The following is a 19909-nucleotide window of genomic DNA, read 5'->3' as shown; positions in this document are numbered from 1 at the left end:
TTCGCACGCGCGTATCGCACTTCGGCCGATCTCGGAAACCCCTCGACACGACACCGGAACTGTGGTCGAGTGACGCCCAGAGGCACTCACGATCGCCCGGCCCGGTGCGAAAGCGTGATCGCCCAGTCCCGAAGGGAAGGAAGCTCCATGAACATCCTCCTGATCATCGTCGCCATCGTCGCCATCATCCTGCTGTTCACCGGCGGCTTCGTGCAGTCGCTGAACTTCCTGCTGTGGGTCGGCATCGTACTGCTCGCGATCGCGGTGATCGTGTGGCTGGTGCGGATGCTGACCGGCAACCGCAGCGTCTGATCCCGAACGACGTCGGCACGCCTGGACGGGTCGTATACTCGTCCCGTCCAGGCGCACCGCGCCGGTGCTCGAAAAATGGGCACGAAGCCGGCCCGTGACGCGGTCGAGCGAGACACATACGGAATCCGCATCCGTCACCGTCTCGAAGGACCCGCATGGCCTCCGTCTCCGCGCACGTCGCACACGCCGTCTCCGCCCACGTCGACCACGTCTTCGGCCTCATGGGCAACGGGAACGCCGCGTTCCTCGACGCGCTCCACGACACCGACGTCGCCTACACCGCCGTCCGGCACGAGCAGGCCGCCGTCGTCGCCGCCGACGCGTACTTCCGTGCGTCGGGCCGACTCGCGGTGGCCACCGCCACCTACGGCGCCGGCTTCACGAACACCCTGACGGGCCTCGCCGAGGCCGTGCAGGCGAAGGTGCCGCTCGTGCTCGTCGTCGGCGATGAGCCGACGTCGGGCCCGCGCCCGTGGGGCGTCGACCAGATCGCGCTCGCCTCGGCGGTCGGCGCCCGCACGTACACGGTCGGTCGCACGGATGCCGCGGCGACGACGGTCATCGCGATCGAGCACGCCCTCGCGTACCGCGTGCCAACCGTGCTCGCCATCCCCTACGACGTTGGTACGCGCGACGCGGGCGACCTCCCCGGGATCTCCTCCCCCGTGCTGCCGTCGGCCATCGCGCCTGCCGGTCCGTTCGGGGTGCAGGCGGTGGCCGACCTCGCGCGCACGCTCGCTGCGGCGGAACGTCCGTTCCTCCTCGCCGGCCGCGGGGCCTGGCTGGCCGACGCGGGCGAGGCCCTCGGCGACCTCGCCGACGCCACGGGCGCGATCACCGCGTCGACGGCCCTCGGGCGCGGGATCTTCCCCGACGACCGCTTCGACCTGGGCGTCACGGGCGGTTTCGGCGCCGAGGGCGCCATGGCGATCGTCCGCGAGGCCGACGTCGCGGTGGTGTTCGGCGCGTCGCTCAACCAGTTCACGATGCGCTTCGGCGAGCTCTTCGCGCCCGGCACCCGCGTCGTGCAGGTCGACGTCGCGCCCGCGGCGACGCATCCGCACGTCGGCGGCTACGTGCGCGGCGATGCGGGCATGGTGGCGCGGGCGCTGGTCCACGAGCTGGCCGGGCTCGACGCGACGCCGTCGGGGTGGCGCGAGTCCGTCGAGCTCGCCCCGCTCCGTGCCCACGATCCCGGCACGGGCGTCGTGGCGGCTGACGGGCGCCTCGATCCGCGCACGGTCGCGGCGCGCATCGGCGAGCTGCTGCCCGAGGATCGCGTGGTCGTGTCCGACGGGGGGCACTTCATCGGCTGGGCGAACATGTACTGGCCGGTGGCGTCGCCAGACCGCATGCTCATGGTGGGCACCGCGTTCCAGTCGATCGGCCTCGGCTTCCCGAGCGTCGCGGGCGCCGCGGCGGCGAAGCCCGGGTCGACGATCGTGCTCACGACGGGCGACGGCGGCGGCCTCATGGCGCTCGCCGACCTCGAGACCGCCGTCCGCTCGGCGGGCGGGCGCGGCATCGCCGTCGTGTGGAACGACGCGGCCTACGGCGCGGAGGTGCACCTCTACGGCCTGCAGGGCTACGCCGAGCCGCCCATGCGCATCCCCGAGGTCGACTTCGCGGCCCTCGGGGCGGCCGTCGGTGCCGAGGGCGTGGTGGTGCGCGAGCTCGCCGACCTCGACCGCCTCGGCGACTGGGCCGCGGAGCCGGTCGGCGAGCGTCGGTTCCTGGTGCTCGACTGCCGCATCTCGGGCTCCGTGATCGCGCCGTACCAGCACGAGATCATCGCGGTGAACACCCGCTGAGCCCTCGTCCCGAGCGGATGCCACGACGCGACGCTGCCGGATCGTATACGATCGCACCAGCGCCGTCTGCGGCACCGACGACAGCCCGGCCTCGCACTCGGCGCACGACACACCAGCAGCATCCGACGACGAAGTGGAGCGCACGTGCTCGACCCCTCCCAGATCGCGGCGATCGCCGACGAGCTCGCCGACGCCGACCGGCAGCGCACGACCGTGCCGCTGCTCACCGCCCGCAATCCCGGCATGACCGTCGAGGACGCCTACGCCGTGCAGCGCGAGTGGGCGCACCGCGGCGTGAGCGCCGGACGACGCATCGTTGGCCGCAAGATCGGCCTCACCTCGAAGGTCATGCAGGCCGCCACCGGCATCACGGAGCCCGACTACGGCGTCATCTTCGACGACATGGTGATCGAGTCCGGGGCATCCGTGGAGTTCGACCGCTTCTCGAACGTGCGCATCGAGGTCGAGCTCGCCTTCGTGCTGCGTGACCGGCTCGTGGGCCCGGGCACGACGATCTTCGACGTGCTCGACGCGACCGCGTACGTCGTGCCCGCGCTCGAGATCCTGAACTCGCACGTCGAGCTCGAGGGGCGCACGATCGTCGACACGATCTCGGACAACGCGGCCATGGGCGCGATGGTGATCGGCGGCCGCCCGGTCAGGCCCGACGCGGTCGACCTGCGCTGGGTCTCGGCCCTGCTCTCGCGCAACGAGGTGATCGAGGAGTCGGGCGTCGCCGCCGCCGTGCTCGGGCACCCCGCCATGGGCGTCGCCTGGCTCGCGAACAAGCTCGCACAGCACGGGCAGGCGCTCGAGGGCGGCGAGATCATCCTCGCCGGCTCGTTCACCCGCCCGATGTGGGTGCAGCGCGGCGACACGGTGCACGCGGACTACCACGAGTTGGGAACGGTGACATGCCGGTTCGAATGACCCTCCCGCCGACGCTGGCCCAGCGGATCGCGGCATCCGACCGCCCGCTCGCCGGCATGTGGGTGTGCTCGGGCAGCGCGCTCAACGCCGAGATCGCCGCCGGCAGCGGCCTCGACATCGTGCTCATCGACGCCGAGCATTCCCCCAACGGACCCGAGTCGATCCTCGCGCAGCTCCAGGCCGTCGCGGCCTATCCGGTCGCGCCGCTCGTGCGGCCGCCGTTCGGCGACACGGTCGTCATCAAGCAGTACCTCGACCTCGGCGTGCAGAACCTGCTGATCCCCATGGTCGACTCCCCCGAGCAGGCCGCCGAGCTCGTGCGCGCCGTGCGCTATCCGCCCGAGGGCGTGCGCGGCGTGGGCAGCGCGCTCGCGCGCTCGGCGCGCTGGAGCCGCGTGCCGGGGTACCTCGCCGACGCCGCATCGACCGTGTCGCTCTTCGTCCAGGTCGAGTCGCGGGCGGCCGTGGAGCGCGTCGGGGATATCGCGTCCGTCGACGGCGTCGACGGGATCCTCGTCGGGCCGGCCGACCTGGCGGCATCGATGGGCCTCCTCGGGCAGCAGGACCACCCCGAGGTCGTCGACGCCGTGCTGCACGCCATCCGCGTGGGCGTCGAGCTCGGCGTGCCCGCCGGCGTCAACGCGTTCGCTCCGGATGCCGCGCAGCGATACGTCGACGCCGGCGCCGCGTTCGTGCTGGTGGGCGCCGACGTGCAGCTCCTCGCACGCGCGTCCGAGGCGCTCGCCGATCGCTTCATCGGCGACGGCGGCGCGGCGGTCCGTTCCGAGTACTGAGGGCTCCTGCGCGCTTCCGGCGCGCGAACGGATCGTATATGATTTCAGATACCGACCAGACGAGGACGTCCATGAGCACCGCCATCCCCGGCATCGCCGCCCCCGGCAAGATCATCGCCGTGCACCTCAACTACCCGTCGCGCGCCGCGCAGCGGGGCCGCACGCCGGCGCAGCCGAGCTACTTCCTGAAGCCCGCGTCGTCGCTCGCGTCGTCGGGCTCCTCGCTCGAGCGTCCGGCCGGCACCGAGCTCCTCGCCTTCGAGGGCGAGATCGCGCTCGTGATCGGCGAGCCCGCGCGCCGAGTCTCCCCCGACGAGGGCTGGGCGCACGTCGCCGCGGTGACCGCGGCGAACGACTTCGGCCTCTACGACTTGCGGGCCGCCGACAAGGGCTCGAACGTGCGCTCGAAGGGCGGCGACGGGTTCACGCCGCTCGGCCCCCGGCTCCTCGACGCGGCATCCCTCGACCCCGCCGGCCTGCGCGTGCGCACCTGGGTCGACGGCGAGCTGGTGCAGGAGGACACGAGCGCCACCCTGCTCTTCCCGTTCGGACGCCTCGTCGCCGACCTCTCCCAGCTCATGACGCTCGAGCGCGGCGACGTCATCCTCACCGGCACGCCCGCAGGGTCATCGGTCGTCGTCCCCGGCAACGTCGTCGAGGTCGAGGTGGACGCGCCGGGCGTCCCCGGCGCGCCGAGCTCCGGCCGCCTCGTGACGACGATCACCGGCGGCACGGTGCCCTTCGGCGACTTCGGCTCGGCCCCCGAGGTCGACGACCGGCAGCGCATCGAGGCGTGGGGCGACGCCGCGTCGGCCGGCCTGGCCGAGACGTCGACGGATGCCGGTGAGCCCGAGTTCGAGCTCACCGACGAGCTGCGCGCCCTGCTCTCGTCGGTCGGCACCGCGACGCTGAGCGTGCAGCTCCGCAAGCGCGGCTACACCGACGTGTTCCTCGAGGGCGTGCACGCCAACCGCGCCGGCGCCCGCGTCGTCGGCCGCGCCCGCACGCTGCGGTTCATCCCGTTCCGTCCCGACCTGTTCGCCCGCAGGGGCGGCGGCTACAACGCGCAGAAGGTCGCGTTCGATACCGTCGACCCCGGCGAGGTGCTCGTCATCGACGCGCGCGGCGAGCGCGGGACCGGCACCGTCGGCGACGTGCTCGCGCTGCGGGCGCAGGTGCGCGGCGCGGCCGGCATCGTCACCGACGGCGGCACGCGCGACTTCGACGTGGTGGCGGCCATGGAGATCCCGACGTTCTCCCAGGGCCCGCACCCCTCGGTGCTCGGTCGCCGGCACGTGCCGTGGGAGGTCGACGTCACGATCTCGTGCGGCGGCGCGGCCGTGGAGCCCGGCGACGTCATCGTGGGCGACGGCGACGGCGTCATCGTGATCCCGCCGTCCCTCGCGTGGGAGGTCGCCCGCGAGGCGGCCGCCCAGGAGGACGAGGACGAGTGGGTCGCGAAGCAGGTGGCGGCCGGGGCATCCGTCGACGGCCTGTTCCCCATGAACGCCGAGTGGCGCGCACGGTACGAGGCCGAGCGCCGCGGCCCCGACCTGGTGCGGCCGTGACGGCAGAGAGCAAGTCGCAGCTCGCGTACCGGTTCATCCGCGAGCGCATCGACGACGGACGCTACGTGCCCGGGTACCGGCTCGTGCTCGGGCAGATCGCGAAGGAGCTCGACGTGTCGGTCGTGCCCGTGCGCGAGGCGATCCGCCGGCTCGAGGCCGAGGGGCTCGTCACGTTCGAGCGCAACGTCGGCGCGCAGGTCGCGCTCATCAAGGAGACCGAGTACCTGCACACGATGCAGACGCTCTCGCTCGTCGAGGGGGCCGCCACCGCGCTCTCGGCGCCGTACCTCACTCCCGACCACCTGCGCCGCGCGCGCGAGGTGAACGAGCGGATGCGCCGCACGCTCGACGACTTCGACCCGCACCGGTTCACCGAGCTCAACCTCGAGTTCCACGCGGTGCTGTTCGAGGAGTGCCCGAACCCGCACATCCTCGACCTCGTGCACCGCGGCTGGAACCGCATGCGCATGCTGCGCGACTCCTCGTTCAGCTTCGTGCCCGGCCGGGCGCGCGAGTCCGTGGACGAGCACGACCGCATCGTCGACCTGATCGAGCAGGGCGCCGACCCGCTCGAGATCGAGCTCGCCGCGCGTCGCCACCGCACCGCCACGCTCGACGCGATGCTCGCCTACCAGGCGTCCCACAAGCACCCGACCCCTGCGGCCGCCGCCGCACGATGAGAGAGACCACGATGACGCACCACATCCCCGACGGACTCCCCGACCGCATCCGGCACTACATCGACGGCGAGTTCGTCGACTCGATCGGCGGCGAGGTGTTCGACGTGCTCGACCCGGTCACCAACGAGCCCTACGTGCAGGCGGCGGCCGGCCAGCAGGCCGACGTGGACCGCGCGGTGGCCGCCGCGCGCCGCGCGTTCACCGACGGACCCTGGCCGCGAATGCTTCCCCGTGCCCGCGCGCGGGTGCTGCACCGCATCGCCGACCTCGTCGAGCAGCAGGACGCTCGGCTCGCGGAGCTCGAGACCTTCGACACCGGCCTGCCGATCACGCAGGCGCTCGGCCAGGCCCAGCGCGCCGCCGAGAACTTCCGGTTCTTCGCCGACCTGATCGTCGCCCAGCGCGACGACACCTACAAGGTGCCCGGCCGCCAGGTGAACTACGTGAACCGCAAGCCCATCGGGGTCGCCGGCCTCATCACGCCGTGGAACACGCCGTTCATGCTCGAGTCCTGGAAGCTCGCCCCCGCGCTCGCCACGGGCAACACGGTGGTGCTGAAGCCGGCCGAGTTCACGCCGCTGTCCGCGTCGCTGTGGGCCGACATCTTCCGCGAGGCGGGCGTGCCGACGGGTGTGTTCAACCTCGTCAACGGGCTCGGCGAGGAGGCGGGCGACGCGCTGGTGAAGCATCCGGACGTGCCCCTCATCTCGTTCACCGGCGAGAGCCGCACCGGGCAGCTCATCTTCGGCAACGCCGCGCCGTTCCTGAAGGGCCTCTCGATGGAGCTCGGCGGCAAGAGCCCGGCCGTGGTGTTCGCCGACGCGGACCTCGAGCAGGCGCTCGACGCCACCGTGTTCGGCGTGTTCTCGCTGAACGGGGAGCGCTGCACCGCGGGCAGCCGCATCCTCGTCGAGCGCCCGATCTACGACGAGTTCGTCGAGCGCTACGCCGGGCGTGCGCGCAACATCGTCGTCGGCGACCCGCACGACCCCGCCACCGAGGTCGGCTCGCTCGTGCACCCCGAGCACTTCGACAAGGTCATGTCCTACGTCGAGATCGGCACGGGCGAGGGTCGGCTGGTCGCTGGCGGCGGACGCCCCGAGGGGCTCGACACCGGCAACTACGTGGCCCCCACGGTGTTCGCGGATGTCGCGCCCGACGCCCGGATCTTCCAGGAGGAGATCTTCGGCCCCGTCGTCGCGATCACCCCCTTCGACACCGACGAGGAGGCGCTCGCGCTCGCGAACGGCGTGAAGTACGGCCTCGCCGCCTACATCTGGACGAACGACCTCAAGCGCGCCCACAACTTCTCGCAGGCCGTCGAGGCGGGCATGGTGTGGCTGAACTCGAACAACGTGCGCGACCTGCGCACGCCGTTCGGCGGCGTCAAGGCGTCGGGCCTCGGACACGAGGGCGGCTATCGCTCGATCGACTTCTACACCGACCAGCAGGCGGTGCACATCACGCTGAACGAGGCGCACTCGCCCCGGTTCGGCACGCACTGACCCCACCGGTGGTCGAGGAGCGCCGGCCCGCGGCATCCGATCACCCGACCGACGAACCAACCACCTCGAGCAAGGACGCTGACATGAGCACCGACCACGTCGTCACCCCCGACGGCCCCGAGCCCGTCGTGACGGGCACCGACCCGATCACCGCGGCGAACCGCATCCCCACGCCCGCCGCGACGCCGCCCGACGTCGTGCGCTGCGCCTACCTCGACCTCGTCGTGACCGACCTCGCCGCCTCGCGCGCGTTCTACGTCGACGTCCTCGGGCTCGTCGTGACCGAGGAGGACGACGAGGCGATCTACCTGCGCAGCTTCGAGGAGTTCATCCACCACAACCTCGTGCTCCGCAAGGGCCCGGTCGCGGCGGCCGCCGCGTTCTCGTACCGCGTGCGCACGCCCGAGGACCTCGACCGCGCGGTCGCGTTCTACACCGAGCTCGGATGCCGCGTCGAGCGCCGGCCCGAGGGCTTCGCGAAGGGCATCGGCGACTCGGTGCGCGTCGAGGACCCGCTCGGGTTCCCCTACGAGTTCTTCCACGACGTCGAGCACGTCGAACGGCTCGCATGGCGTTACGACCTGCAGACCCCCGGATGCCTCGTGCGCCTCGACCACTTCAACCAGGTGACGCCCGACGTGCCCCGCGCCGTCAAGTACATGGAGGACCTCGGCTTCCGCGTGACGGAGGACATCCAGGACCAGGCCGGCACCACGTACGCCGCCTGGATGCGCCGCAAGCCCACGGTGCACGACACCGCCATGACCGGCGGCGACGGACCCCGCCTGCACCACATCGCGTTCTCGACGCACGAGAAGCACAACATCATCGCGATCTGCGACAAGCTCGGCGCGCTGCGGATGTCGGACGTGATCGAGCGCGGCCCGGGCCGCCACGGTGTCTCGAACGCCTTCTACCTCTACCTGCGCGACCCCGACGGCCACCGCGTGGAGATCTACACGCAGGACTACTGGACGGGCGATCCCGACAACCCCGTCGTCACCTGGGACGTGCACGACAACCAGCGCCGCGACTGGTGGGGCAACCCCGTCGTGCCCTCCTGGTACACGGAGGCCTCCCTCGTGCTCGACCTCGACGGCAACCCGCAGCCGGTCGTCTCGCGCACGGACGACTCCGAGATGGAGGTCACCGTCGGCGCCGACGGATTCTCGTACACGCGCAAGGGCGACGAGGCGAAGGGCTTCAAGCTCGGCAACACGCTGTAGCGCGCGGCGGCGCCCGGCGCGGCCCGCCGGCCGTGTCGGCGTTGTCGCGACCCTCGGCACCGGATATGTTCGTCTCGCCACGATCCCGTGCCCGAGGGATCCGGCGACCCGAAACGCCCGGAGGACCAGATGCCGTCCACTCCCCGACCGACCGGAACCCGATCCGAAGCGGTCGCTGCCGAGGCTCAGGCGACGCTGCTCGGCGGCGCGGTGCGTCTCGTCGAGCTCGAGTCGTTCCACGACGACCGCGGCACGCTCACGCCCATCACGCTCGACGACCTCGAGTTCAGCGTCGCGCGCACGTTCGTGGTGCGCGCACCCCGCGGCGCGATCCGTGGTGGTCACGCCCACCGACGTGTCCGTCAGGTCCTGTTCCGTGCGAGCGGGACGATCGACGTCGAGATCAGCCATCGGGGCGAGCACGCCCGGGTGACCCTCGACGAGCAGCGCCCGGCGGTGCTGCTCGAGGCCGGGGTGTGGGCGCGGCAGACGTATCTCGACGACGACGCGACGCTCATCGTCTTCGCCGACGGCCCGTACGAGGCTGCCGAGTACTCCGATGACGACGCCGAAGTGGAGCGGTCGTGACCCGCCGCGTCGCGGTGCTCGGCGCCGGAATCATGGGCAGCGCCGTCGCGATCCACCTCGCACGCCGTGGACTCGACGTCACGGTCCTCGACCGGGAGTCCGCCCCGATGTCTGCGGCGAGCCGCTGGAACGAAGGCAAGATCCACCTCGGATACATCTACGGCGCGGATCCCACCCTCGCGACCGCGCGGCACCTGCTGCCGGGCGGCCTCCTGTTCGCGGACTGCCTCCGCGAGCTCGTCGGGACCGAACTCCACGGCCACGTGACCGCCGACGACGACATCTACCTCGTGCATCGCGCGTCCGTCGCGACGCCCGACGTACTGGGGGCGAAATTCGAAGCGATCAGCGGCCTCATCCGGGAGCATCCCGATGCCGGCCGCTACCTCGTCGACCTCTCCGACGCCCGCGCGAGGGCGATTCCGCCGGACGAATTGCGCGCCATGGCTGGCGACGACATCGTGGCGGGATTCCGCGTCCCCGAGCGGTCCGTGGAGACCCGCTGGGTCGCCGATCGCCTCACCGACGCACTTGCCGCGGAGCGCGGCGTCACGGTGCGTCTCGGTGTCGAGGTCGCCGCCGTGCGACCGGTCGACACGCCCGACGGCGCGTGGGGGGTGCGCCAGGGCGACGGCACCGAGGAACGATTCGACGTCGTCGTGAACGCACTGTGGAACGGTCGGCTCCCGATCGACGTCACGGCAGGCCTCGCGCCCGAGCCGCCGTGGACCCATCGCTACCGGCAGTGCGTGTTCATCCGAACGCGTTCCGAGCGCGGGCTGCCGAGCGCGCTCGTCGCCGTGGGACCGTTCGGCGACGTGAAGAACTACAACGGTAGGGACTTCTACCTCTCCTGGTATCCCGTCGGTCTCCTCGCCGAGAGCGGGGAGCTCGAACTGGAGGCACCCGCCGTTCCGACGGGCGAGGCAGCGGCGACCTTCGTGGCACGCGTGCGGGCTGCGCTCGAGGCGCTCCTGCCCGCGGTGAGCGACGTGTTCGACGACGCCGAGTCCGTCACGGTGCACGGCGGCCACGTCTTCGCGCGCGGGGCCGGCGCCCTCGACGACCCACGGTCGGACCTGCACCGCCGCGACCGGTACGGCGTCCAACGCCGCGGCTCGTACTTCACGGTGGACACGGGCAAGTACTCCACCGCCCCGTGGCTCGCTCGCGAGCTCGCGCACGAGATCGCCGGCTGATGGGGAACGGAACGCCGAACGACCGGCGGACGTGGCAACCGCTCGTCACCGCGCTCGTGCCGACGTACAACGGCGCCGCCTTCATCGATCGCACCTTGGACAGCCTGGCAGCACAGACGTGGCCACACCTCGAGATCCTCATCGGCGACGACCGATCGACCGACGACACGCTGGACGTCGTTCGGCGCTTCGCGCTGGGCCGCCCGAACGTGCGGATCGTCGAGCGCGACGTCAACCTGGGGTGGCTGCGCAACTCGAACGACCTCATGGCGGGTGCCGACGGCGAGCTGATGTTCTTCGCGTTCCACGACGACGTCGTGGCTCCGACCTACGTGGAGCGCCTGGTCGGGGCGCTGCGGACGAACGACCGCGCGGTGCTCGCCTTCAGCGACATGCACGTGCACGAGCTCGACGGCACCGAGCACCTGCACGCGTTCGATGAGCTCGAGGGGCTCTCGAGCGCCGTCGACCGGGGACGCGTCATGGTCCGCCGCCCCGAGAACTGGTGGGTGCCGAATCGCGGCCTGTTCCGCACGTCGGGCTTCGTCGACGTCGGCGGGATCCACCCCAACGAGCAGGGCGAATTCTCGGCCGACTGGACCTGGCTGCTCGGGCTCGCCCTCGTCGGCGAGTTCGTGCGCGTGCCCGAGGCGCTGTGCACGAAGTACTACATGGCGGGGAGCCTCTCGAAGCGCTGGCCGCACGACGCCACGCAGGTGCAGGCGCTCAGACGGTCGGGCATCGCCGAGATCCGCCGGAGCGGCTTGAGCCCGGCGCGCAAGGCCGCGCTCAGCGGATTCCTCTGGCGGCGCGTCTACGGCAGCCGCCTGCCCGACAGCGTCAAGGGCGTCTTCCGCGGCCTCGGCTGGTGACGACCCGCGCCCAGCGTCAGGCGAGGAACGCGATCGCCGCGTCCTTGAAGGCGCGCGAGGTGAGCGTCGAGACGTGGTCGCGGCCCGGGATCGACACGTAGTCCGCGTCCCACTCGAGGGCGAGCTCGCGCGCGCCCTGCGGCACGGGGTCGTCCTCGCCGGCGACGAAGAGCGTCGGGATGTCGCCCGGGATGAGGAGCGGAGCACCCGAGACGCCCTCGATGCAGGCGAGGAGGGCCTCGCGATCGGCGCCGGCCGTGATCGCGGGGCGCAGCACCTGCTCGATGACGGGGTTGCGGGCGGGCTCGTCGCGCTCGAGCACGCCACGTGCGTCGTCGAGGTCCCAGCTCGCGAACAGCTCGTCGGGCCCCGCCCCGCCGATCACCACGCGCCGGACGCGCTCGGGCGCGAGCTCGGTGAGCGCCGACACGACGCGGTTGCCCATGGAGTAGCCGACCACGTCGACCACTCCGACGCCGGCCGAGTCGAGCACGGCCACGAGGTCGCCGCCGAGCCGCTCGGGGGCGTAGTCGTCGGCGTCGACCGGCTTGTCGCTGTCGCCGTGGCCGCGGAGGTCGACGACGATCGCGCTCCGTCGGGCGTCGGCCAGCGATCGCACCCAGCCGGTGCCCTCCCAGGTGATCGCGGCGTTCGACGCGAAGCCGTGCACGAGCAGCACCGGCGGGCTCGGGGCATCCGTGACGGCATCACCGTGCACCCGGTAGGCGACGAGCACCCCGTCGGGGCTCTCGGCGTGCAGCGTCGGGACGTCGTGGGCGCCGACCTGCCTCACGCCGTGGCCTCGTCGAGCACCGTCGACTCGGTGATCTCGGCGCCCGCGTGGCCGAGCTCGGCGAGCGCGGCGTCCGAGCTGGCGGGCGCGACGCCCGCGATGAGGTCGGTGAACACGCGCACGTGGCGGCCGTGCTCGATCGCGTCGAGGCCGCTCGCCCGCACGCAGTAGTCCGTGGCGAGGCCGACGAGATCGACGTCGGTGATGCCGAGGTCGTCGAGGTGGTGCGCGACGGGTCGCCCGTCGTCGTCGATGCCCTCGAAGATCGAGTACGCCGGCATGCCCTGCCCCTTGCGCACGTGGATGTCGACGGCCGCCGTGTCGAACGCGGGGTGGTACTCGGCGCCGTCGCTGCCGGCCACGCAGTGCTCGGGCCACGTGTCGACGAAGTCGGGCTCCTCGTCCGTGGCGAAGTGCCCGCCGTTGTCGTTGTCGGCGTCATGCCAGTCGCGCGAGGCGACGACGACCTTGTAGACGTCGCCGTGCTTCTCGAGCAGCTCGGTCACGCCCGCGGCGACGGCCGCCCCGCCCTGCACCCCCAGGGCGCCGCCCTCGGTGAAGTCGTTCTGCACGTCGATGATGAACAGTGCCCTCGTCACGGGTGCTCCTTCCGCTCTCGCGTCCTCGCCTCGCGTCCATTCTCGCCGCAGAATGCGAGGATCGCCCCCTCGACCACGTCGACGAGCCGCTCGAGCGAGTCCGTCGACACCCACTCCTCGTCGGCGTGCGCGCCGCCCCCGACGGGGCCGACCAGCACCGCGGGGATGCCCGCACCCGCGATGAGGCCCGCATCCGTCCACCACGGATCTCCGCGACGCACGGCGGGCGCACCGCTCGCGACCTCGACCGAGACGAGCACCGCGCGCGCGATCGGCGACGCGGGATCCGCCTCCATGGCCGGGCGGGCCACGAGCTCCACGACCCGAGCGGGCCGCGACGGAGCGAGCACGCGCTCCAGCTCGGCACCGGGATCGGGCTCGCCGGGCAGGGTGCGCCGCTCCACGACGAGCACGCAGCGATCGGCGACGGTCGCGGCATCCGTGCCGCCCTCGATCGTCGCCACCCGCACGCTGCCGGCTCCGAGCAGCGGATGCCGCGGCCGCGCGTCGAGCTCGGCGGCGAACGCGCGCAGGGCGACGAGCCCGTCGAGCGCGCGGTCGATCGCGTCGACGCCGAGCTCGGGCTGGGATCCGTGCGCGGCGACGCCCTCGTACTCGACGCGGTACCACGCGAAGCCGCGGTGCGCGAGGGTCACCTCGAGGTCCGTCGGCTCGAGCACGATCGCGCCGTCGGGGCGCGGTGGGCCCGACCGAGCGGATGCCTCGTCGCCACGGGCATCCGCGAAGTCGTCGGTCTCGGCGTCGAGCGCCGCCAGCAGCTCCTCCATGCCGACCGAGCCGAACTCCTCGTCGGCCGCGAAGGCGAGCACGAGGTCGCCCGGAAGCTCCTCGGGCGCGGCCGCCGACGCGACCATCGCCGCGGCGAGCCCGCCGGCCATGTCGTAGGCGCCGCGGCCGACGATCCGGTCGTCATCGCCGCCGAGGCTCAGGTCGCCGGGGCCGTCGGCGCCCGCGCCGTCACCGCCACCCGCACCGCCCACCGTGTCGAGGTGGCCGGCGAGCAGCAGCGTGCGCCCGCCGCCCGTGCCCCGACGCCGCGCGAGCACGCTCGGGCGCGACGGATCCGCGCCGATCAGCCGCACCGCGAAGCCGCGCTCCACGAGCCAGGCGGCGACGAGCTCCGCGAGCTCGCGCTCACCGGCGCCGCCCGGGACGAGCGACGGGTTGGTCGCGTCGACCGCCACGAGCTCGCGGGTGAGCGACACGACGTCGGCCCGCGGCATCCGCTCGCCCTTCGCCGTCGCGCCGGGGTCGGTCATGCGTTCGACAGGTTGTCGCCGCAGAGGAAGAAGCCGGTGGTGAGGGTGTCGATGGCCTGCTTGGTGTCATCGGAGACATCGCCGAGCGCGTAGATCGCGAACGTCAGCGTCGCGCCGTCCTGTGCGCGGATGACGCCCGAGAGCGTGTAGCCGGTCTCGATCCACCCGGTCTTCGCCGAGACGGCGCCGTCGGCCACCGCGTTGTCGCCCGCGAACCGGTCGCTGTACGAGAGCGAGCCGCGCTGGCCCGAGACGGGCAGGCCGTCCATGATGACGCCGAGGTTCGCCTGGCGGGCGTTGATCTTCACGAACAGCCGGGTGAGGTACGCGGGCGGGACCGCGTTGTCGTCGCTGAGCCCCGAGCCGTCGACGACGGTGATGCCCGTGGTGTCGATGCCGTACGCGGCGAGCCCCTGCAGCACACCCGCGTTGATCGCCGAGAACGTGTTGCCGGTGCCGGCCTTGATCGCGACGAGGCGGCCGAGCATCTCGGCCACGGAGTTGTCGGAGACGACGAGGGCCTTGTCGATGAGTTGCGCCACCGTCGGCGACGAGACCGCGCCGAGCTGCGCCGCACCCGCCGGCGCGGTGCCGCGCTCGATCACCGAGACGCCGCCGAGCTCGTCGGCGAACGCGTCGCCCGCGCGGCCGATCGGGTCGCCGCTGCGCCACGAGGTCTCGGCGTACGGGTCGTCGCGGTCGCCGTCGACCTGCAGCGCGGTGATGTTCGACATGTAGCCGTCCTCGCGCTCCACCGGGTCCCAGCTGGGCTCCCACTCGTCGCCGCCGAAGTAGCTCGCGTCGAGGATCAGCTTGGTGAGCGGCGGGTTCGACGGATCGGCGTCCCAGGCCGCGCGCACCTGCGCGGCGAGGTCGTCGAGGTGCGCGGCGCCCGGGTAGACCCCCTCGTCGCCGCTCGACGTGCGCGAGAGCGTGACGTCGCCGCCGCCCACGAGCACGACCGAGCCGGGCTCCGAGCCCTTCACGACGGTCGTCGTGGCGCGATAGTCGGGGCCGAGGATCGAGAGCGCCGCGGCGGACGTGAGGACCTTCATGACGCTTGCGGTCCGCGACGCGGTGCCGCCGCCGCGGTCGTAGAGCACCTCGCCTGTCGTCGCGTTCACGACCTGCGCCTGCAGGTTCGCGAGGCGCCCGTCGGCCGCGCGGTCGGCGACGGAGCACGTGCGGATCCGGCTCGCGGCCGCGGCCGACGCGGGCGCCGGACGAGCCGGGTCGGCGGTGGGCGTCGGCGTCGCGGTCGCCGCGGCGACCTCGACCTCGTCGCCGCCCGCGACGGCGGCGCCGGCGAACACGGCCCCCGTTCCGAGGAGCGCGAGCGCCACTGCGCCAGCCGTGATCGAGAGCGCGAGGCGGTGCTTCCGCGCGAAGGCGGCGACGGATGCCCCGAATCCCTGCCGGTGGGCCGTCGGCCCGGTCGTGGCGTCGACGGCCTCAGCGGGGCCGGGGCCCCCGGTCTCGACGGGTTCGACCGGACCGCTGGAGCTGCCGGAGGCGGTGGGGTCGGCGGGGTCGCCCGACGGACGGGCGTCGCCCGCGGCATCCGTTTCGTCGGCCATTCGGGGAATTGTACGCGGCGGCCCGCAGCGGAACCTGACCGTCGCCCGAACGCCGGCTGATGGTCACTCGCCCGGGTAGCGCAGCCCGATCTGCTCGCGGATCGCGTCGAGCGTGCCCATGATCGCGATCGTCTCGTCGATCGTGAGCACGTCGCCGCGCAGGTTGCCCTCGGCGAGGAGCCGCTCGACGGCCTCGGCCTGGAAGTGCATGCCGCGTCCCGTGACCTCGGAGCGGAACTCCTCGAGCACCGCGCCCTCGGCGTCGATCACGCGGAAGCTCGTGGGCGTGTACCAGACCCGGTCGATCTCGATGCGCGCCTCCGTGCCGATCACGGCAGCGGTGTTCGGACCGAGCGTGTCGCTCGCCGAGAGCATCGACGCGATCCGGCCGCCCTCGTAGCCGAAGACGTTCGCGATCTGCGCGTCGGCACCGGTGTCCTTGAAGGTGGCGGTCGACTCGATCGTCACCGGCGCGCCGAACAGGTCCCACGAGAACGAGACCGGGTAGATGCCGAGGTCGAGCAGCGCGCCGCCGCCGAGCTCGAGCGCGTTGATGCGGTGCGCCGGATCGGACGAGAGCTTCTGGGTGTGGTCGACGATGAGGGTGCGCACCTCGCCCAGGGCGCCGTCGGCGATGAGCTCGCGGATGCGCACCATGTGCGGCAGGTAGCGGGTCCACATCGCCTCGAGGGCGAGGAGGCCGCGTTCGGCGGCGAGATCGGCGATCTCCTGCGCCTCGCGCGCGTTGACGGTGAACGGCTTCTCGACGAGCACGTGCTTGCCCGCCTCGAGCAGCAGGCGCGCGGCGCTCGCGTGCAGCGGATGCGGCGTCGACACGTACACCACGTCGACCTCGGGGTCGGCGGCGAGCGCCTCGTAGCTGCCGTGCGCGTTCGGGATCTCGAACTCGGCAGCGAACGCGTCGGCGGCCGCCTGGGTGCGCGAACCCACCGCCTGGACGGTGAAGCCGTTGAGCCGCAGGTCGTTCGTGAAGGCGTGGGCGATCCCGCCCGTCGCGAGGATTCCCCAGCGCAGTCGATCGGTCATGGCGCAAGCCTAGCGCCGCCGGGAGAGCGCGCTCATGGCGCTGTTCGGCACCGTCGTCGGCGCGGTACAGGGGGTCATGGCATCCGCGTCAAGGGATTGCCCCAGATCCATTGCGCCTGTTTTGGTGGAGTCCATGGAACGGATCTACTACGCCGGCGACCGATTCCTGACGGGCTCGGAGGTGGCACGGGCCCTCGTCGAGTACGCCGCCGCGCTCGCACGGCAGGGGTCCGCGGCCGCGATCGAGATACCGGTGCGACACGCCGACGGTACCCCCGGCGTGGTCAACTTCCTCGTCGGCCCGGCGAGCCAGCTCGTCACGGAGTCGCTCGACGGCGAGGCGGGCGAGGAGATCGTGGACGAGCCGCTCGTCGCCCGGATTCGAGCGCTGACGGCCGAACTCTCGCCGATGCATCCGGTGGCGCGGCCGGCGGTCGAGCCCGAGGGCACGTCGGGATACGACTGGACCGACGAGGTCTGATCCGCCGTTCCGAGCGGCCCTCGGGTGGCCGCTACTCCACCGGGACCGGCTCGCCGTCGGGGCCGACCTCCCCCTGGATGGCCGTGGACACCGAGCCCGCGCCCCGTTCGTCGCCCTCCACGGCGGCCGCAGCGGCATCGACCTCCCCCGGAGCCGCGGGCTCGACGATGTCGGGCGGGATCGGCAGGATCGCGATCGGGATGCCCGGCCCGATGAGCAGTTCTGCCGGCTGGGGCCGGCCCTCGCCGTGGTTGACCCGGATCCAGGTCGCGACGCCGTTGCGATGCGCGGCCTCGATCTCCTCCTTCATCCGGTCGAAGTCCTCCTGGCCGATCGAGAAGTCCCGTCCAGCGTAGATGATGCCGATGCGCTTCATGACTCCCGCTCTCCCCCGGCCCCGGAGTCCTCGGGCTCGGGCATCAGGTGCAGTCCGCTCGGCGAGTTCGCCGCGCTCATCAGCAGGTCGATCCACGCGCGGTTGATCGACGGCTGCCGCCCGCCGGCGTACTTGAAGTGGAGCGGGATGGTCGGATGCAGCCACAGCGTGCTGCGCCCGTCGCCGATGGCGGGGTCGTCCCGCCAGCTGAAGTAGAACGACTCGGCCCGGCGGAGCTTCGCCCCGATCACCAGCTGGAGGTGGGCGAGGACGCGGTCGTCGAAGTCGACGGTGAGGGTGGAGTCGTAGGTGAGTTTGCCCATCGGGCCTCCGATGCTCGAACTCGCGGTCGATCGGGTCATCGACACGGCGGACGTGCCGTCAGGATAACGGGACTCCCGTGGCGCCGCGCCCCCTTGACGGGCAAGATGGTCCATGCGTGCGCCGGCGGAAGCCGGCGCCCTCCATGCCGGCGCCGGCGAGGCCGCCCCCGAACTGGGTCGCGCGGCACGATCCCCGTCGGCACTACCCTCCGTGCATGACAACGCTGTCGAGATCCCGGCGTCTCACGACGCTCGCCAGCGCTTCGATCCTCGTCGCCTCGGCGACGGTCTTCGGCGCTCTGCCCGCCCACGCCGCTCCCGGCGGACCGGGCTCCTCCTCCGACAAGTCGTCCTATGCCGCCCTCGGCGACTCCTATGCCGCCGGTGTCGGCGGCGGCGCCTACCTCGACCTCTGCCTCACGAGTCCGAACGGGTACGCGGCCGACCTCGCCGACGATCCCGGCCGCACCCAGCACTCGTCGCTGCGCGGCTGCGTCGGCGCCACCGTCGACGTCGTCGCCGGGACGCAGCTGGCCGGGCTCGACCTGCGCACCCGCCTCGTCACGTTCACGGCCGGCGCCAACGACCTCGGCCTCGAGGCGGTCACGCTCGCCTGCCTGACGGGCACGCCCGAGCAGTGCCAGGCCGCCGTGCAGGCGGCCCTGGCGAACCTGACGCCGCTCGCGCAGGACCTCGTCACGACCTTCGCCACCGTCCGCGCGACCGCGCCGAAGGCGACGGTCGTGGTCACGGGGTATCCGCTGCTGCTCGATCCCGCGATTCCGCAATCCGGGTTCGTCAACAACGGCGTGATCGCCCTCAACCGGGTCATCGCCGCGGCGACCCTGGCGTCCGGCCCGGGCTTCAGGTACGTCGACGTCACCACCGCCTTCGCCGGCCACGGCATCGGCTCGGCCGACCCGTGGATCATCCCGCCGCCCTCGCTCGAGGCCTTCCACCCGACCCCGGCCGGGTACCTGGCGTACGCGAACACGATCCGGACCGCACTGTGATCCGCGCGGAGCACGAGTCGGCGACCCGCCGGCTCGCCCTCATCGGTGCCGCGATCCTCGCCGCGGCAGCACTCGCCCTCGGCGCCGCGGTCGCTGGTCCGGCGGATGCCGCGACGGCGGCCGTGTCCGCCGGGAAGCCCGACAAGCCCGGCAAACCCCCAGGCGGCGGGGGCGGCGGTTCCGGCGGCGGATCGACGGAGCTCGAGTACGCCGCGGTCGGCGACTCGTTCGCCGCCGGCGTCGGCGCCCGGAGCTACCTCGACACGACCTGCTACCGCAGCTCGCTCAGCTACCCGAAGCTCCTCGACGCTGACGCGAACCTCCGGCTCACGGCGTTCCTGGCCTGCACCGGCGCCTCGACCGCGATCGTGATCTCCTCGCAGGTGCCGACGATCCCGACGACCGCGAAGCGCGTGACGCTCACCGCGGTCGGCAACGACGTCGGCTTCGCGTCGATCATGCAGAACTGCTTCGTGATCGTCGTGTCCTCCTCGTGCCAGTCGAGCCTCGCGAACGCCGAGACCCTCGTCGCGAACGGGACGGTGGCGGCGAACGTGGCGGCCACGGTGCAGGCGATCCGCGCGCGGGCGCCCGAGGCGAAGGTCGTGGTGACGGGGTATCCGCTGCTCTTCAACGAGCCGAGCCGCTACCAGTGGGCGGCGCGCGCGAACGTCGACACGGCCGCGCTGAACGACGCGGTGGCCGCCGCGGCGGCGGCGAACGGCGCGGTGTTCGTCGACGTCGAGCCCGCCTTCGCCGGCCACGGGATCGGCAGCCAGAGTCCGTGGATCAACGACTGGTCCTGGCTGCGCACGACCGACGGCTTCCACCCGAATGCCACCGGCTACGCGGCGTACGCGACGGAGATCCGGAAGGTCATCGGCTGACCGTCGGCGATCGGTCGCACGAACGACGAAGGGCCCGGATCTCTCCGG

General features: G+C 72.4%; 21 protein-coding genes. 14 read left to right on the top strand and 7 right to left on the bottom strand.

The window, feature by feature from the left end; translation table 11 throughout:
* Nucleotides 1-147 precede the first annotated feature (147 nt).
* From ACFVN5_RS16760 to ACFVN5_RS16710, 11 genes are all read left to right on the top strand, one after another.
* Nucleotides 148-312 carry a hypothetical protein gene (locus ACFVN5_RS16760; protein WP_376956437.1) on the top strand — a complete coding sequence of 55 codons (165 nt, stop codon included), beginning with the start codon at nucleotides 148-150 and terminating at the stop codon, nucleotides 310-312.
* 155 nt (nucleotides 313-467) lie between these two features.
* Nucleotides 468-2123 (top strand): thiamine pyrophosphate-binding protein, encoded by a 1656-nt coding sequence (locus tag ACFVN5_RS16755; RefSeq protein WP_376956435.1) that lies wholly within the window; start codon nucleotides 468-470, stop codon nucleotides 2121-2123.
* 144 nt (nucleotides 2124-2267) lie between these two features.
* A complete protein-coding gene (hpaH, locus tag ACFVN5_RS16750; protein ID WP_376956433.1) occupies nucleotides 2268-3053 on the top strand; it encodes a 2-oxo-hept-4-ene-1,7-dioate hydratase in 786 nt (261 codons plus the stop codon).
* A complete protein-coding gene (locus ACFVN5_RS16745; protein ID WP_376956431.1) occupies nucleotides 3038-3847 on the top strand; it encodes an HpcH/HpaI aldolase/citrate lyase family protein in 810 nt (269 codons plus the stop codon). The genes hpaH and ACFVN5_RS16745 overlap by 16 nt, the downstream gene beginning before the upstream one ends.
* 71 nt (nucleotides 3848-3918) lie before the next feature.
* Nucleotides 3919-5415 (top strand): fumarylacetoacetate hydrolase family protein, encoded by a 1497-nt coding sequence (locus ACFVN5_RS16740; RefSeq protein ID WP_376956429.1) that lies wholly within the window; start codon nucleotides 3919-3921, stop codon nucleotides 5413-5415.
* The gene (locus tag ACFVN5_RS16735; RefSeq protein ID WP_376956427.1) at nucleotides 5412-6095 is read left to right on the top strand and encodes a GntR family transcriptional regulator; all 684 of its coding nucleotides are present in this window, start codon (nucleotides 5412-5414) and stop codon (nucleotides 6093-6095) included. The genes ACFVN5_RS16740 and ACFVN5_RS16735 overlap by 4 nt, the downstream gene beginning before the upstream one ends.
* 11 nt (nucleotides 6096-6106) lie before the next feature.
* Nucleotides 6107-7600, top strand: coding sequence for a 5-carboxymethyl-2-hydroxymuconate semialdehyde dehydrogenase (gene hpaE, locus ACFVN5_RS16730; RefSeq protein WP_376956425.1), 1494 nt, complete (start codon nucleotides 6107-6109; stop codon nucleotides 7598-7600).
* Nucleotides 7601-7683: 83 nt separating this feature from the next.
* Nucleotides 7684-8826 (top strand): 3,4-dihydroxyphenylacetate 2,3-dioxygenase, encoded by a 1143-nt coding sequence (hpaD, locus tag ACFVN5_RS16725; RefSeq protein ID WP_376956423.1) that lies wholly within the window; start codon nucleotides 7684-7686, stop codon nucleotides 8824-8826.
* Between the two features lie 129 nt (nucleotides 8827-8955).
* The gene (locus ACFVN5_RS16720; protein ID WP_376956421.1) at nucleotides 8956-9414 is read left to right on the top strand and encodes a sugar 3,4-ketoisomerase; all 459 of its coding nucleotides are present in this window, start codon (nucleotides 8956-8958) and stop codon (nucleotides 9412-9414) included.
* Entirely contained in the window at nucleotides 9411-10613 is a 1203-nt protein-coding gene (locus ACFVN5_RS16715; RefSeq protein ID WP_376956419.1) for an NAD(P)/FAD-dependent oxidoreductase, read from the top strand. Before ACFVN5_RS16720 ends, ACFVN5_RS16715 begins: the two co-directional genes overlap by 4 nt.
* Nucleotides 10613-11485, top strand: a complete 873-nt coding sequence (locus ACFVN5_RS16710; protein ID WP_376956417.1) for a glycosyltransferase family 2 protein — start codon at nucleotides 10613-10615, stop codon at nucleotides 11483-11485. The genes ACFVN5_RS16715 and ACFVN5_RS16710 overlap by 1 nt, the downstream gene beginning before the upstream one ends.
* Nucleotides 11486-11501: 16 nt before the next feature.
* On the opposite strand, the gene ACFVN5_RS16705 is transcribed toward ACFVN5_RS16710, so the two are convergent.
* The 5 genes from ACFVN5_RS16705 to ACFVN5_RS16685 form a co-directional block, all read right to left on the bottom strand.
* Nucleotides 11502-12278: an alpha/beta fold hydrolase gene (locus tag ACFVN5_RS16705; RefSeq protein WP_376956415.1), complete on the bottom strand. Its 777-nt coding sequence runs from the start codon at nucleotides 12276-12278 to the stop codon at nucleotides 11502-11504.
* A complete protein-coding gene (locus ACFVN5_RS16700) occupies nucleotides 12275-12877 on the bottom strand; it encodes an isochorismatase family protein (protein WP_376956413.1) in 603 nt (200 codons plus the stop codon). The genes ACFVN5_RS16705 and ACFVN5_RS16700 overlap by 4 nt, the downstream gene beginning before the upstream one ends.
* The gene (locus tag ACFVN5_RS16695; protein ID WP_376956411.1) at nucleotides 12874-14157 is read right to left on the bottom strand and encodes a M20/M25/M40 family metallo-hydrolase; all 1284 of its coding nucleotides are present in this window, start codon (nucleotides 14155-14157) and stop codon (nucleotides 12874-12876) included. The genes ACFVN5_RS16700 and ACFVN5_RS16695 overlap by 4 nt, the downstream gene beginning before the upstream one ends.
* Complete coding sequence (locus ACFVN5_RS16690; RefSeq protein ID WP_376956409.1) at nucleotides 14154-15734, bottom strand: D-alanyl-D-alanine carboxypeptidase/D-alanyl-D-alanine-endopeptidase; 1581 nt, start codon at nucleotides 15732-15734, stop codon at nucleotides 14154-14156. Before ACFVN5_RS16690 ends, ACFVN5_RS16695 begins: the two co-directional genes overlap by 4 nt.
* Nucleotides 15735-15797: 63 nt before the next feature.
* Nucleotides 15798-16781: a Gfo/Idh/MocA family protein gene (locus ACFVN5_RS16685; protein ID WP_376956407.1), complete on the bottom strand. Its 984-nt coding sequence runs from the start codon at nucleotides 16779-16781 to the stop codon at nucleotides 15798-15800.
* A gap of 133 nt (nucleotides 16782-16914) precedes the next feature.
* Here ACFVN5_RS16685 and ACFVN5_RS16680 point away from each other — a divergent pair, with 133 nt between their 5' ends.
* The gene (locus ACFVN5_RS16680; protein ID WP_376956405.1) at nucleotides 16915-17262 is read left to right on the top strand and encodes a hypothetical protein; all 348 of its coding nucleotides are present in this window, start codon (nucleotides 16915-16917) and stop codon (nucleotides 17260-17262) included.
* 31 nt (nucleotides 17263-17293) lie between these two features.
* Here ACFVN5_RS16680 and ACFVN5_RS16675 read toward each other — a convergent pair whose 3' ends face one another.
* Together ACFVN5_RS16675 and ACFVN5_RS16670 are read right to left on the bottom strand one after the other, a co-directional pair.
* Nucleotides 17294-17638 carry a hypothetical protein gene (locus tag ACFVN5_RS16675; RefSeq protein ID WP_376956403.1) on the bottom strand — a complete coding sequence of 115 codons (345 nt, stop codon included), beginning with the start codon at nucleotides 17636-17638 and terminating at the stop codon, nucleotides 17294-17296.
* Nucleotides 17635-17961: an ATP-dependent DNA ligase gene (locus tag ACFVN5_RS16670; RefSeq protein ID WP_376956401.1), complete on the bottom strand. Its 327-nt coding sequence runs from the start codon at nucleotides 17959-17961 to the stop codon at nucleotides 17635-17637. Before ACFVN5_RS16670 ends, ACFVN5_RS16675 begins: the two co-directional genes overlap by 4 nt.
* Before the next feature lie 215 nt (nucleotides 17962-18176).
* Here ACFVN5_RS16670 and ACFVN5_RS16665 point away from each other — a divergent pair, with 215 nt between their 5' ends.
* Nucleotides 18177-18974, top strand: coding sequence for an SGNH/GDSL hydrolase family protein (locus ACFVN5_RS16665; RefSeq protein ID WP_376956399.1), 798 nt, complete (start codon nucleotides 18177-18179; stop codon nucleotides 18972-18974).
* Nucleotides 18971-19861, top strand: a complete 891-nt coding sequence (locus tag ACFVN5_RS16660; protein ID WP_376956397.1) for an SGNH/GDSL hydrolase family protein — start codon at nucleotides 18971-18973, stop codon at nucleotides 19859-19861. Before ACFVN5_RS16665 ends, ACFVN5_RS16660 begins: the two co-directional genes overlap by 4 nt.
* The last annotated feature ends 48 nt before the right edge of the window (nucleotides 19862-19909 follow it).

Origin of the sequence: Agromyces sp. NPDC057865 (genome assembly GCF_042796995.1) — a bacterium.
Classification (GTDB): Bacteria; Actinomycetota; Actinomycetes; order Actinomycetales; family Microbacteriaceae; genus Agromyces.
The sequence above is the reverse complement of the archived record's forward strand: the minus strand, read 5'-3'. Positions and strand labels throughout refer to the sequence as shown.

Coding starts and splice junctions, on each gene's coding strand:
- ACFVN5_RS16760 (WP_376956437.1), top strand. CDS start 148: ATGAACATCCTCCTGATCATCGTCGCCATCGTCGCCATCATCCTGCTG.
- ACFVN5_RS16755 (WP_376956435.1), top strand. CDS start 468: ATGGCCTCCGTCTCCGCGCACGTCGCACACGCCGTCTCCGCCCACGTC.
- ACFVN5_RS16745 (WP_376956431.1), top strand. CDS start 3,038: ATGCCGGTTCGAATGACCCTCCCGCCGACGCTGGCCCAGCGGATCGCG.
- ACFVN5_RS16740 (WP_376956429.1), top strand. CDS start 3,919: ATGAGCACCGCCATCCCCGGCATCGCCGCCCCCGGCAAGATCATCGCC.
- hpaE (WP_376956425.1), top strand. CDS start 6,107: ATGACGCACCACATCCCCGACGGACTCCCCGACCGCATCCGGCACTAC.
- hpaD (WP_376956423.1), top strand. CDS start 7,684: ATGAGCACCGACCACGTCGTCACCCCCGACGGCCCCGAGCCCGTCGTG.
- ACFVN5_RS16720 (WP_376956421.1), top strand. CDS start 8,956: ATGCCGTCCACTCCCCGACCGACCGGAACCCGATCCGAAGCGGTCGCT.
- ACFVN5_RS16710 (WP_376956417.1), top strand. CDS start 10,613: ATGGGGAACGGAACGCCGAACGACCGGCGGACGTGGCAACCGCTCGTC.
- ACFVN5_RS16695 (WP_376956411.1), bottom strand. CDS start 14,157: ATGACCGACCCCGGCGCGACGGCGAAGGGCGAGCGGATGCCGCGGGCC.
- ACFVN5_RS16690 (WP_376956409.1), bottom strand. CDS start 15,734: ATGGCCGACGAAACGGATGCCGCGGGCGACGCCCGTCCGTCGGGCGAC.
- ACFVN5_RS16685 (WP_376956407.1), bottom strand. CDS start 16,781: ATGACCGATCGACTGCGCTGGGGAATCCTCGCGACGGGCGGGATCGCC.
- ACFVN5_RS16680 (WP_376956405.1), top strand. CDS start 16,915: ATGGAACGGATCTACTACGCCGGCGACCGATTCCTGACGGGCTCGGAG.
- ACFVN5_RS16675 (WP_376956403.1), bottom strand. CDS start 17,638: ATGAAGCGCATCGGCATCATCTACGCTGGACGGGACTTCTCGATCGGC.
- ACFVN5_RS16670 (WP_376956401.1), bottom strand. CDS start 17,961: ATGGGCAAACTCACCTACGACTCCACCCTCACCGTCGACTTCGACGAC.
- ACFVN5_RS16665 (WP_376956399.1), top strand. CDS start 18,177: ATGACAACGCTGTCGAGATCCCGGCGTCTCACGACGCTCGCCAGCGCT.